General features: G+C 74.0%; 8 protein-coding genes and 1 pseudogene. 8 read left to right on the forward strand and 1 reads right to left on the reverse strand.

Annotated features, from left to right (window positions below; genetic code table 11):
* Positions 1–79 precede the first annotated feature (79 nt).
* Entirely contained in the window at positions 80–2,230 is a 2,151-nt protein-coding gene (locus AB0F13_RS21410) for a primosomal protein N' (protein WP_362084491.1), read from the forward strand.
* 770 nt (positions 2,231–3,000) lie between these two features.
* Here the strand turns inward: AB0F13_RS21410 and AB0F13_RS21415 are convergent.
* Complete coding sequence (locus tag AB0F13_RS21415) at positions 3,001–3,504, reverse strand: hypothetical protein (RefSeq protein ID WP_362084494.1); 504 nt, start codon at positions 3,502–3,504, stop codon at positions 3,001–3,003.
* Between the two features lie 294 nt (positions 3,505–3,798).
* Here AB0F13_RS21415 and fmt point away from each other — a divergent pair, with 294 nt between their 5' ends.
* The 7 genes and pseudogenes from fmt (at position 3,799) to AB0F13_RS21450 (ending at position 12,869) form a co-directional block, all read left to right on the forward strand.
* On the forward strand, positions 3,799–4,734 hold the full coding sequence (gene fmt, locus AB0F13_RS21420) for a methionyl-tRNA formyltransferase (RefSeq protein WP_362084497.1): 936 nt from the start codon (positions 3,799–3,801) through the stop codon (positions 4,732–4,734).
* A 48-nt stretch (positions 4,735–4,782) separates the two neighbouring features.
* Entirely contained in the window at positions 4,783–6,228 is a 1,446-nt protein-coding gene (locus AB0F13_RS21425) for a transcription antitermination factor NusB (protein WP_362084500.1), read from the forward strand.
* A gap of 123 nt (positions 6,229–6,351) precedes the next feature.
* Positions 6,352–7,038 (forward strand): ribulose-phosphate 3-epimerase, encoded by a 687-nt coding sequence (gene rpe, locus AB0F13_RS21430; protein WP_362084503.1) that lies wholly within the window; start codon positions 6,352–6,354, stop codon positions 7,036–7,038.
* 168 nt (positions 7,039–7,206) lie between these two features.
* Positions 7,207–8,196, forward strand: coding sequence for a sugar-binding domain-containing protein (locus tag AB0F13_RS21435; protein ID WP_362084506.1), 990 nt, complete (start codon positions 7,207–7,209; stop codon positions 8,194–8,196).
* A gap of 289 nt (positions 8,197–8,485) precedes the next feature.
* Complete coding sequence (locus AB0F13_RS21440) at positions 8,486–9,928, forward strand: GuaB1 family IMP dehydrogenase-related protein (RefSeq protein ID WP_362084509.1); 1,443 nt, start codon at positions 8,486–8,488, stop codon at positions 9,926–9,928.
* 358 nt (positions 9,929–10,286) lie between these two features.
* Positions 10,287–11,768 (forward strand): annotated as a pseudogene (locus AB0F13_RS21445) (amino acid permease); the annotation flags it as partial.
* Between the two features lie 534 nt (positions 11,769–12,302).
* Complete coding sequence (locus AB0F13_RS21450; protein ID WP_362084512.1) at positions 12,303–12,869, forward strand: GNAT family protein; 567 nt, start codon at positions 12,303–12,305, stop codon at positions 12,867–12,869.
* Positions 12,870–12,897 lie beyond the last annotated feature (28 nt).

Raw genomic sequence — 12,897 nt, forward strand, 5'->3', positions numbered from 1 at the left:
CCGCCGCCGACTCCTGATCCCGGGCACCCAACCCCGCGCGCCGCCGTCGCTGTCAGTGCTCTCTGATAGGACTGGAGCCGTGAGCAGCGAGAACGGGGGACCCGGGGCGGAGTCCGCGGGAGAGCAGGCGGAGCAGCTCGCGTTCATTCGCGAGAGCGTGCGCAAGGCCAAGGTGCCGCGGGCCAAGCCGCGGACGTGGCGGGGGGCGGAGCTGGCGGCCGAGCTGCCTGTGGCACGGGTGCTCGTGGACAAGGGGCCGGTCCACCTCGACCGGCTCTGGGACTACGCCGTGCCCGCCGAGCTCGACGCCGACGCCCGGCCGGGAACGCGGGTCCGGGTCCGCTTCGGGGCCGGTACGCGCCAGGTGCGGGGCGGGCGCCGGGAGGGTGGCGGCCTGCTCGACGGCTTCATCGTCGAGCGGGTGGCCGAGTCCGACTACCAGGGGCCGCTGGCAGCCATCGCCCAGGTGATCTCGCCCGAGCCCGTGCTGAGCCCGCCGCTGCTGGGGCTGTGCCGGTCCGTCGCCGACCGGTACGCCGGGTCGCTCGCGGACGTGCTGCAACTGGCCGTGCCGCCGAGGCACGCCCGTATCGAGGCCGAGTCCTCGCCCGCGCCGCTGCCACCGCCCCCCGTGCCGGAGCCGGGCAGTTGGACGCGGTATCCGACCGGGCCCGCCTACCTCTCCGCCGTCGCCCGGGGCGACTCCCCGCGCGCTGTGTGGAGCGCCCTGCCCGGCCCCCACTGGCCGGAGGAGCTGGCCCGGGCCGCGGCGGCCGCGCTCGCCTCGGGCCGCGGCGCGCTGATCGTCGTCCCGGACGGCCGGGCCGCCGCCCGCGTCGACGCCGCGCTGGGCGCGCTGCTCGGCGCGGGGCGGCATGTGCTGCTCACCGCCGACACCGGGCCGGAGGAGCGCTACCGCCGCTGGCTGGCGGTCAGCCGCGGCTCCGTGCGGGCCGTGGTCGGTACGCGCGCCGCGATGTTCGCGCCCGTACGGGACCTGGGGCTCGTGGCGATCTGGGACGACGGCGACTCCAGCCACAGCGAGCCGCACGCGCCCCAGCCGCACGCCCGCGAGGTGCTGCTGCTGCGGGCGGCACACGAGAAGGCCGCGTTCCTGCTCGGCGGCTTCGGCTGCACCGTGGAAGGGGCACAGCTGATGGACACCGGCTGGGCGCTGCCGCTGGCCGCCGACCGGGAGCGGCTGCGCGCCGCGGCGCCCCGGATCCGGACGGTGGGCGAGGGCGACGAGGCGCGGGATGCCGCCGCCCGCGCGGCCCGGTTGCCCACTGTTGCCTGGGAGGTGGCCCGGGAGGGCCTCAAGCACGGGCCCGTGCTGGTGCAGGTGCCCCGCCGCGGCTATGTACCGAAGCTGGCCTGCGATCGCTGCCGGGAGCCCGCGCGCTGCGCGCACTGCGCGGGGCCGCTGGAGGCGCGCGGCGACGGAGGGCTGCTGCACTGCGGGTGGTGCGGACAGGAGGCCCGCGACTGGCACTGCGGCGAGTGCGGCGGCTTCCGGCTGCGCGCCCAGATCGTCGGCGCCCGGCGCACCGCGGAGGAGCTGGGACGGGCCTTCCCGGCCGTGCCCGTACGGACCTCCGGCCGCGACCACGTCCTGGACACCGTGCCGGACCAGCCCGCCATCGTCGTCTGCACCCCCGGCGCCGAGCCCGTCGCCGAGGGCGGATACTCGGCCGCTCTGCTGCTGGACGGCTGGGCCCTGCTGGGCCGCCCCGACCTCCGGGCGGGGGAGGAGGCGCTGCGCCGCTGGCTGGGCGCGGCGGCGCTGGTACGGGGGCAGGAGGCGGGCGGCACGGTGGTGGTCGTGGCCGAGCCGACGCTGCGCCCCGTGCAGGCGCTGGTCCGCTGGGACCCGGCCGGGCATGCGATGCGCGAGCTCGCGGACCGGGCCGAGCTCGGCTTCCCGCCCGTGTCCCGGATGGCCGCCGTCAGCGGCCCCCCCGAAGCGGTGGCTGAGCTGATCGCCGCGGCGGAGCTGCCGGACGGCACGCAGGTACTGGGCCCCGTACCGCTGCCGGTACCCCAGCCGGGGCGTCCGCGCCGCGCAGGCGACGCCCCGCCGGGAGAGCGCTGGGAGCGCGCACTGCTCCGCGTCCGCCCGGGGCAGGGCGCCGCCCTGGCAGCCGCCCTGAAAACCGCCCAGGCCACCCGCCTGGCCCGCCGCGACGGCGACCCGGTACGCCTGCGCGTCGACCCACCGGACATCGGCTGACCGAGCCCTGCCCTGACGGTGCAGGGGCGCCGCTGGGCCCACTGCGGGGGTGATCGGCGTGCCGTCCCGGGCTTGGCCCGGGGGATGACCGCCGGGCGTCCCCTCGGACCCGCCGCCGCGGTGATCAGCTGTGGTGGTGGTGCTCGGCGTGGCCGTCCCGGGCTTGGCCCGGAAGTCGTTGCCGCTGGCGGCAGGGACAAGGGCATGACCTGCGGGGCGTCCCCCGGATCCGCCGCCGTGGTGATCAGCCGCGGCGCTGCTGTTCGGCGGTGCCGTCCCGGCCTCGGCCCGGGGGCCCGTAGCCGCTGGCGGCGGGCGAGGGGATGGTCGTCCGGGCGTCCCCCGGATCCGCCGCCGCGGTGATCAACCGCGACGCTGCTGTTCGGCGGTGCCGTCCCGGCCTCGGCCCGGGGGCCCGTAGCCGCTGGCGGCGGGCAAGGGGATGGTCGTCCGGGCGTCCCCCGGATCCGCCGCCGTGGTGATCAGCCGCGGCGCTGCTGTTCGGCGGTGCCGTCCCGGCCTCGGCCCGGGGGCCCGTAGCCGCTGGCGGCGGGCGAGGGGATGGTCGTCCGGGCGTCCCCCCGGATCCGCCGCCGTGGTGATCAGCCGCGACGCTGCTGTTCGGCGGTGCCGTCCCGGCCTCGGCCCGGGGGCCGCACCCGCTTGTGGCCGTCAGGCCGCCGGGGCGAGGGGGTGGCCGTCAGGCGTCCTCGGGTCCGCCGTGGTGGGCGGTGGTGCCGCACTGGGCTCGATGCGGGGCCGGTGGGGCGTCACCCGTTCCGGGGGCCCGGGAACGCCGAGGCGCGCGGCTCCTCGCGGTGGGCGCCCGGCTGGCCCGGGACCGTGCGGGCGGCGGGGACGACCGGGACCGGCGTCGGCTCGGCCGTGCGGACGGGCTCGGGGGCTTCGGCCGTGGCCTGGCCGCCCGCCCTGCGGGCGCCGTAACGGCGGTGCACCGCCTGCTTGGTGACGCCGAGCGCCGAACCCACCGCGTCCCACGAGAAGCCCAGCGAGCGGTCGAAGTCCACGGCCGCCGTGACCAGCGTCTCGACGCTGTCCCGCAGCTCCTGCGCCAGCCGGACGGTCGGGGCGGGGGCCCGCCCGTAGACGACGAAGCCGGCCGACGGGCCGGTGCGGCGCGGGCGGTAGACATTGCCCAGCTGGGCGGTGAGGGTGCGCAGCGCGTCCACCTGGCGGCGGACCCTCTCGATGTCCCGGACCAGTAGATGCAGGCTGGCCCGTGCCTGGGCGTCGTGGGTTGCGTGGTCGGGCATGAACAAGCCTCTCGGACCGGCGGTTAAAGGGACGAAGGAGGACGAGAGTTGACGGGTGGTCGGTAAACAACGCAAGGAAAGCGGACCGCGGTTGCAGCCCGTTTCGGTCAATCTCTCTTGACCCAACGCGCCACGGGCCGCTGGGTCACGGTATGGGGGCGTACATCCGCCGGAATGGGGCGCGCGTCAGCCCGCACGCCCCCAGGGGGAGGGGCGCCTCTAGACTGGAGCGCCGTTCAGCCCGGCGCCACGACAGCGCTATGAGAGCGCTACGAGAGAGGTAGTCCGCCACCCATGAGGCTCGTCTTCGCCGGTACCCCCGAGGTCGCCGTCCCCGCCCTCGACGCCCTGATCGCCTCGGACCGCCACGAGGTCGTCGCCGTCGTCACCCGGCCCGACGCGCCCGCCGGCCGCGGCCGGCGCCTGGTCGCCAGCCCCGTCGCCGAGCGCGCGGAGGAGGCCGGCATCGAGGTGCTCAAGCCCGCCCGGCCGCGTGACGAGGACTTCCTCGCCCGGCTGCGCGAGATCGCCCCCGACTGCTGCCCGGTCGTCGCCTACGGCGCCCTGCTGCCGAAGGCCGCCCTGGAGATCCCGGCTCACGGGTGGGTGAACCTGCACTTCTCCCTGCTGCCCGCGTGGCGCGGCGCCGCCCCCGTGCAGCACGCGATCCTGGCCGGGGACGAGGTCACCGGCGCCTCCACCTTCCGGATCGAGGAGGGCCTTGACTCCGGGCCCGTCTACGGCGTGCTCACCGAGCAGGTCCGGCCCACCGACACCAGCGGGGATCTGCTGACCCGGCTCGCCTTCGCCGGCTCCGGGCTGCTGGCCGCCACCATGGACGGCATCGAGGACGGCACCCTCAAGGCCGTTCCGCAGCCCGCCGAGGGCGTCTCGCTCGCCCCGAAGATGAACGTCGAGGACGCCCGCATCGACTGGGCCGCGCCCGCCCTGCGCGTCGACCGCGTCGTACGCGGCTGCGCCCCCGCCCCCGGCGCCTGGACGACCTTCCGCGGCGAGCGCCTGAAGGTGATGTCCGTCGCGCCGGCCACCGACCGCACCGACCTCGCCCCCGGCGAGATCGCGGCGGCCAAGAACTCCGTCCACGTCGGCACCGGCTCGCACGCCGCGCAGCTGCACTGGGTCCAGCCCCAGGGCAAGAAGCCGATGCAGGCCGCCGACTGGGCCCGTGGCGTTCGCATCGCAGCGGGCGAACGGCTGGGCGAGAAGTAGGCGGCGTAGGCTGGAACCCTTCATCAGCCCAGCTCCGGAGCACCTTTCGTGAACGATCAGGCGTCTCGCCGCAAGAACGGCCGCCCCGCCAAGCCGTACCGCCGGCCCCAGAAGGACCCGGTACGGATCCTCGCCTTCGAGGCGCTGCGGGCCGTCGACGAGCGGGACGCCTACGCCAACCTCGTGCTGCCGCCGCTGCTGCGCAAGGCCCGCGAGAAGGACGGCTTCGACACGCGTGACGCCGCCCTCGCCACCGAACTGGTCTACGGGACGCTGCGCCGCCAGGGCACGTACGACGCGATCATCGCGGCCTGCGTCGACCGGCCGCTGCGCGAGGTCGACCCGCCGGTGCTCGACGTGCTGAGCCTGGGCGCGCACCAGCTGCTCGGCACGCGCATCCCGCCGCACGCAGCGGTGTCCGCCAGCGTCGAGCTGGCGCGCGTCGTGCTGGGCGACGGACGGGCGAAGTTCGTCAACGCCGTGCTGCGGAAGATCACGGCCCACGATCTCGACGGCTGGCTGGAGAAGGTCGCCCCGCCCTACGACGACGACCCCGAGGAGCACCTCGCCGTCGTCCACTCCCACCCGCGCTGGATCGTCTCCGCGCTGTGGGACGCGCTCGGCGGCCCCCGGGCGGGCATCGAGGACCTGCTCGAAGCGGACAACGACCGTCCCGAGGTGACCCTGGTCGCCCGCCCCGGGCGCGCCACCACCGACGAGCTGCTGGCCGCGGTCGGCGAGGACTCCGCGCTGCCCGGCCGCTGGTCGCCCCACGCCGTACGGCTCGCCGAAGGCGGCGAGCCCGGGGCCCTGGACGCCGTGCGCGAGGGCCGGGCCGGCGTCCAGGACGAGGGCAGCCAGCTCGTCGCCCTCGCCCTCGCCGAGGTTCCGCTGGAGGGGCCGGACGAGCGCTGGCTGGACGGCTGCGCGGGTCCCGGCGGCAAGGCGGCCCTGCTCGGCGCACTCGCGGCGCAGCGCGGAGCCGCGCTGCTGGCCTCCGAGAAGCAGCCGCACCGCGCCCGCCTCGTCGAGCGCGCCCTGGCCGGCAACCCCGGCCCCTACCAGGTCATCGCGGCCGACGGCACCTGCCCGCCGTGGCGCGAGGGTACCTTCGACCGGGTCCTGATGGACGTGCCCTGCACGGGTCTGGGCGCCCTGCGCCGCCGCCCCGAGGCCCGCTGGCGCCGCCGCCTCGAGGACGTGGCCGGTTTTGCGCCTCTCCAGCGCGACCTGCTGCGTGAGGCGCTGCGTGCCGTCCGCGTCGGCGGCGTCGTCGGCTACGCCACGTGTTCCCCGCACCCGGCGGAGACCCGGGCCGTCGTGGACGACGTGCTCAGGGGCCGCGGCGGCCCCGCGGCATCCGCCGAGTGGATCGACGCGCGCCCCCACATGCAGGGCGTCCCCGCCCTGGGCGACGGCCCCGACGTCCAGCTCTGGCCCCATCTGCACGGCACGGACGCGATGTACCTGGCCCTCCTGCGCCGCACCGCCTGACGACCTGACGGCCGCGGTCACGGATGCCGCTCCCCGCACCGCGACGGTGATCAGCCCCCGTGGCGCGGCCCGGCGGAGCCGCCCCGTGTCAAGGCCGCGAACCGGGCATGGCAGGCTTGGGTTATGGCCGTGCAGATCAACCCCAGCATCCTGTCCGCAGACTTCGCCCGCCTCGCCGACGAAGCGCAGGCGGTGAAGGGCGCGGACTGGCTCCACGTCGATGTGATGGACAATCACTTCGTCCCCAACCTCACGCTCGGCGTGCCGGTCGTCGAGTCGCTGGCCAAGGCCACCGGCACACCGCTGGACTGCCACCTGATGATCGAGGACCCGGACCGCTGGGCGCCGCAGTACGCCGAGGCGGGCGCTGGGTCGGTGACCTTCCACGCGGAGGCCGCCGCGGCGCCCGTGCGGCTGGCGCGGGAGCTCCGGCGCCTGGGGGCCCGGGCGTCGATGGCGCTCAAGCCCGCGACACCGATCGAGCCGTTCGAGGACCTGCTGCCCGAGCTGGACATGCTGCTCATCATGACCGTCGAGCCCGGCTTCGGCGGCCAGGCGTTCCTCGACATCATGCTTCCCAAGATCCGCCGCACCCGCGAGCTGATCTCGCGGCACAATCTGCAGCTGTGGCTGCAGGTCGACGGCGGCGTCTCGGTCGGCACCATCGAGCGCTGCGCCGAGGCCGGCGCGGATGTGTTCGTGGCCGGATCGGCCGTCTACGGTATGGACGATCCGGCGGCGGCCGTACGTTCCCTGCGCGCGCAGGCGGAGCAGGCCACGGCGCGGGCTCCCTGGTCCTGTGCGCACTGAACGTCCCGTGCCGTCTCGCCCGAATTGCTGAGGGCGAAGGTCAAGGGCTGATCAAGGACCGGCGCATCTGACAGGATGACGTCGAGTCCATTAGCTCCACAGCTTGCACACAAGCTTGAACGAAGTAGTGAGGAGACCAGGGTGTCGACGGGCCGTTCAGCCACGCCTATGGGGCCCGCCGAGCTGGTGCAGGCGGCGGCGATGGCCCGCCGCTTCTACCTCGAGGGCAAGTCGAAGATCCAGATCGCCGAGGAGTTCGGCGTGAGCCGCTTCAAGGTCGCCCGGGTGCTGGAGACGGCACTGGAGCGCGATCTGGTGCGGATCGAGATCCGGGTGCCGGCGGAGCTGGACGCGGAGCGCTCCGACGCGCTGCGCGCCCGCTACGGCCTGCGGCACGCGGTGGTCGTGGAGTCCCCGGCCGACGCGGCCGACGACGCGCCCGACCCCGAGAACCTCGGCGAGGTGGCAGCCGACCTGCTCGGCGAGCTGGTCCACGAGGGCGATGTGCTCGGCCTCGCCTGGGGCCGCTCCACCATCCACATGGCCGCGGCCCTGCACCGGCTGCCGCCCTGCACGGTCGTCCAGCTCACCGGTGTCTACGACGCGGGCACCGCCGAGCGCGGTTCGGTGGAGGCCGTGCGCCGGGCCGCCCAGGTCTCCGGCGGCGAGGCCCACCCGATCTACGCCCCGATGCTGCTGCCCGACACGGCCACCGCCGCCGCCCTGCGCGGTCAGACGGGCATCGCCCGGGCCTTCGAGTACTTCGACAAGGTCACTGTCGCCGCGGTCTCCATCGGCTCCTGGGAGCCGGGCATCTCCACCGTCTACGACATGCTCAGCGACGAGGAGCGGGCCCACTACGCCTCCCTCGGCGCCGCGGCGGAGATGTCCGCGCACCTCTTCGACGCCGAGGGCCGGCGCATCGGCAGGGACCTGGGCGAGCGCTGCATCACCGTCGAGGCCGACCGGCTGCGCCGCATTCCCGAGGTCGTCGCCATCGCGGGCGGGCTGCGCAAGGCGGCGGCCATCGGCGCGGTGCTGCGGTCCGGGCTGGTCACCAGCCTGGTCACGGACACCGCCGCGGCCGACTACCTGCTGCTGGAGACCGGCCCCGGCCCGCGTCCGGCGCTGGACCGGACGGACCCGGACGGCGCGTAGCGGGCCGCGCGACAAGCCGTACGGCGACGGCGCCGGTCACCCTCCCCGGGTGGCCGGCGCCGTCGCCGTCGGGAGCCACAGGTCCCGCGGACACCGGGCCGAAAGTCCTTGGGGGAAGCCACAGGGACGGCTGCCGTCCGCTGGCCGAAGTCACAGAATGTGCATCCGGTTCCCCACGATCGGGTGACATCGTGGATGATGGGTCCAGGAACCTCAGCCCGATCCGGTGCTGGCTCGGTGCTGACTCCCCACCCGCTCTGTACGCAAAACCGCAGGTGAGAGAGCCAGTATGCGATTCCTTAATGACCAGAAGCCGGCGTACGACCTGACGTACGACGACGTGTTCATGGTGCCGAGCCGCTCCGCGGTCGGTTCCCGCCAGGCCGTGGATCTTTCCTCGCCCGACGGGACGGGCACCACCATTCCGCTCGTGGTCGCCAACATGACCGCCATCGCCGGCCGGCGCATGGCCGAGACGGTCGCCCGCCGCGGTGGTCTCGTCGTCATCCCCCAGGACATCCCGATCGAGGTCGTCGCCGACGTCATCTCCTGGGTCAAGAGCCGTCACCACGTGCTCGACACCCCCATCGTCCTCGCGCCCACCCAGACCGTCGCCGACGCGCTCTCGCTGCTGCACAAGCGGGCACACGGCGCGGGCGTCGTCGTGGACGGCGACCACCGCCCGATCGGCGTCGTCACCGAGTCCGACCTGACCGGCGTGGACCGCTTCACCCAGCTGTCGGAGGTCATGTCCAGGGAGCTGCTGCTCCTCGACGCCGGCATCGACCCGCGCGAGGCCTTCAACCAGCTCGACGCCGCCCACCGCAAGCTCGCCCCCGCCGTCGACAAGGACGGCAGGCTGGCCGGCATCCTCACCCGCAAGGGCGCCCTGCGCGCGACGCTCTACACGCCCGCCACTGACGCGGACGGCAAGCTGCGCATCGCGGCCGCCGTCGGCATCAACGGCGACGTGGCAGGCAAGGCCAAGGCCCTGCTGGCCGCCGGTGCCGACACGATCGTCGTGGACACCGCGCACGGCCACCAGGAGTCGATGATCTCCGCGGTCAAGGCCGTCCGGGCGCTCGACCCGCAGGTCCCGATCGTCGCGGGCAACATCGTCGCCGCCGAGGGCGTGCGCGACCTCATCGAGGCCGGCGCGGACATCATCAAGGTCGGCGTGGGCCCGGGCGCCATGTGCACCACCCGCATGATGACCGGCGTGGGCCGCCCGCAGTTCTCCGCGGTGCTCGAGTGCGCCGCCGAGGCCAAGAAGTACGGCAAGCACGTCTGGGCCGACGGCGGCGTCCGTCACCCCCGTGACGTGGCCATGGCCCTGGCCGCCGGCGCCTCCAACGTCATGGTCGGCTCCTGGTTCGCCGGTACCTACGAGTCCCCGGGCGACCTCCAGCAGAGCGCCGACGGGCGCCTGTACAAGGAGAGCTTCGGCATGGCCTCGGCCCGTGCCGTGCGCAACCGCACCAGCGAGGAATCCGCCTACGACCGCGCCCGCAAGGGCCTGTTCGAGGAGGGCATCTCCACCTCGCGCATGTTCCTCGACCCGACCCGTCCGGGCGTCGAGGACCTGATCGACTCGATCATCGCGGGTGTCCGTTCCTCCTGCACGTACGCCGGCGCCGGCTCCCTCGAGGAGTTCGCCGAGCGTGCCGTCGTCGGCGTCCAGAGCGCCGCCGGATACGCCGAGGGCAAGCCGCTGCACGCCAGCTGGCAGTAGTCCGCACCGCCCGAAGGGGCGCGACCCGGATCACCGGGTCGCGCCCCTTTTTTGCTGCCCCTGTACCGATTCATAACCCGACGTGCAACGTTCGCCCGTTCTGGTCCCCCGGACGCAATGATCGAACGGGCATACGCAAGAATGGTGCATTACGAGCGTGGGCCCTCACCTCATAGGGTCTGCGCAGAACGTGGAGTGGCGGGTACCGCTTGCTCGGCGGTACCCCCTCGCTACGGGTTTGCTCTGCCATGCCGGCGCGCCCTGGGTGACCGCCGTGGGCTGCCGCTCCCCGACCGGTACCCCGACCGGCAGTCATGAACGGAGCGACCCAGTGTTGGACCAAGGCACCGCGCCACCCATCACCGGCGACGACCAGCGCCTTGCGCTGTCGTCCCCCGGCTTCGGCGCCCGCCTGATGCGCCGCAAGCCCGTCGAGCGCCTGGTCGCCGAGGGCGGCCAGGGCGAGGGCGGCAGCCTGCGCCGCTCGCTCGGCATGTGGCAGCTGACCATGATCAGCATCGGCGCCACGCTGGGCACCGGCATCTTCGTGGTCCTCGGCAACGCCGTGCCCCAAGCGGGCCCGGCGGTCGTGATCTCGTTCGTCCTCGCGGGCGTCACCGCGCTGTTCTCGGCGCTGTCCTACGCGGAGCTGGCCGGCACCATCCCGGTCTCCGGCTCCTCGTACTCGTACGCCTACGCCACCCTGGGCGAGCTCGTCGCCTGGATTTGCGGCTGGTGCCTGATCCTCGAGTACGGCGTCTCCGTCGCGGCCGTCGCCGTCGGCTGGGGCCAGTACCTCAACGAACTCCTCGACGGCACCATCGGCGTCACCATCCCCGACGCCCTGGCCAACCCGCCGGGCGTCGACGGCGGCATCTTCAACCTGCCGGCCCTGCTCGTGGTGCTGCTGTGCATGGCCTTCCTCCTCGGCGGTGCCAAGGAGAGCGCCCGGGCCAACACGATCATGGTCGGTGTGAAGATCGTGGCCCTGGTGCTCTTCTGCGCCGTGGCCTTCACCGGCATCCGCGCCGGCAACTACGCGCCGTTCATGCCGCTCGGCCTCGGTGGCGTCAGCGCCGCGGGCGCCACGCTCTTCTTCTCGTACATCGGCTTCGACGCCGCGTCCACCGCGGGCGAGGAGGCCAAGGACCCGAAGAAGGACCTGCCCAAGGCGATCATGCTGTCGCTGCTGATCGTCACCGCGCTGTACGTGCTGGTCGCGGCGATCGCGGTCGGCGCCATGCCGTGGGACAAGTTCGAGGGCTCCGAGGCCGCGCTGGCCGGGATCATGAAGGACGTCACCGGCCAGGGCTTCTGGGCCGTCTTCCTCGCCGCGGGCGCCGTCATCGCCATCGCCAGCGTCGTGCTGACCGTGCTGTACGGGCAGACCCGCATCCTCTTCGCGATGTCCCGCGACGGCCTGGTCCCCAAGGCCTTCTCCAAGGTCCACGCGAAGACCGGGGTGCCGCGCGCCAACACCGTGATCGTCTCGCTCTTCTGCGGCATCCTGGCCGCCGCGGTCCCGCTCGCCGAGCTCGCGGACGCCACCAGCATCGGCACGCTCTTCGCCTTCGCCCTGGTCAACGTCGCCGTCATCGTGCTGAGCTTCACCCGCCCCGACATGCACCGCAGCTTCCGGGTACCGCTTTCGGGTGTGCGTGTGCCGATCGGTCGCTGGATCTCCGTGCCGCTCGCACCCGTCTTCCCGGCCATCGGCTTCCTGCTGTGCGTCTACATGATGTTCAGCCTGGACGTCGTCACCTGGGAGTACTTCGGCGGCTGGATGGTCCTCGGCCTCCTGCTCTACTTCGGCTACGGCATGCGCCGCTCCCGCCTGGCCCAGGAGGGCGCGACGGGCGGCGCGGTGGAGCTCGTCAAGGAAGAGGCGGTGGCCGGCGCGAAGGCCGGCGCCGGGGCCGGCCGGAGGGCCGCTGCCAAGGCCGAGGCGAAGGCCGAGGTGAAGACGGCTGTGAAGCCCGAGGCGAAGTCCGGCGCCAAGACCGGCGCGAAGCCCGCGACCAAGACGTCCGGGAATGCCGGAACCAAGGCCGCCGCGACGAAGGACGCCGAGGCCGGAACCACGGCCGCCACCAAGGACGGGTCCGGCGCCAAGGCGGCGGCCAGGCCCGGGACGCAGTCCCGCCCGAAGTCCGGTGCGAAGTCCGGTGGGAAGTCCGGTGCGAAGGCTCGTAAGAAGTCCGGCGGGAAGGGCGGCAAGCGGCGGAGGTGAGGACGGGAGCCGGACGCGGGCAGGCCCGCGTCCTGGGCTCCAGGGGCCGCCGCGAAGAAATGATCTTCTTCTGAGCGGCCCTATGATCCCTGCCTGCCGGGTCCGCCGTCCGGGGACCCGGCAGACGGGAAGGGATCACATCGGATGAGCAGTCCCCACCTCCTGCTGACCGGCGACCGGCTCGCCCTGGGCATGCCCAGGGACGAGATGCTGACCGAGTACCACAGATGGGAATGCGACCCCGGGACCATCCTCGGCGCCGGGAGCCGCTTCCCCCGGGCGTGGGAGGCCCGGGCGGACGAGTGGGACCGGGAACTCGACGACCGCAACCACGCGCGGTTCGAGGTCGTACGCCTCAAGGACAAGCAGCCGGTCGCCCTGACCACGCTGCGCATCGACCCCGGCGAGCGCAGGGCCGAGTTCGCGATCGTCGTCGCCCCCGCCCAGCGCGGCAAGCGCTTCGCCGAGGAGGCCACCCGCCTCACCCTGGACTGGGCGTTCCATCTGGGCGCCATGCGGGCCGTGTGGCTGCGGGTGCTGGAGCCGAACCGGGCCGGCATCACCGCCTTCGAGAAGGCCGGATTCCGGCCCACCGGACGCTTCCGCAAGTCCGGCCACTGGCTGGGCCAGTACGTCGACGAGGTCCTGATGGACGCACTCCCCGAGGAATTCCCCGGGCCTCCCGCCATGTGCACCGCACTCGGCAGCTGAGGGGCCGGGCACGGCGTTCGGGTCGGGG

It is taken from the genome of Streptomyces sp. NPDC026206 (assembly GCF_040638465.1).
Classification (GTDB): Bacteria; Actinomycetota; Actinomycetes; order Streptomycetales; family Streptomycetaceae; genus Streptomyces.

What these genes read in the sequence shown, in the direction of transcription:
- fmt (WP_362084497.1), top strand. Translation starts at nt 3,799, where the DNA reads ATGAGGCTCGTCTTCGCCGGTACCCCCGAGGTCGCCGTCCCCGCCCTC.
- AB0F13_RS21435 (WP_362084506.1), top strand. Translation starts at nt 7,207, where the DNA reads ATGGGGCCCGCCGAGCTGGTGCAGGCGGCGGCGATGGCCCGCCGCTTC.
- AB0F13_RS21450 (WP_362084512.1), top strand. Translation starts at nt 12,303, where the DNA reads ATGAGCAGTCCCCACCTCCTGCTGACCGGCGACCGGCTCGCCCTGGGC.
- AB0F13_RS21415 (WP_362084494.1), bottom strand. Translation starts at nt 3,504, where the DNA reads ATGCCCGACCACGCAACCCACGACGCCCAGGCACGGGCCAGCCTGCAT.
- rpe (WP_362084503.1), top strand. Translation starts at nt 6,352, where the DNA reads ATGGCCGTGCAGATCAACCCCAGCATCCTGTCCGCAGACTTCGCCCGC.
- AB0F13_RS21440 (WP_362084509.1), top strand. Translation starts at nt 8,486, where the DNA reads ATGCGATTCCTTAATGACCAGAAGCCGGCGTACGACCTGACGTACGAC.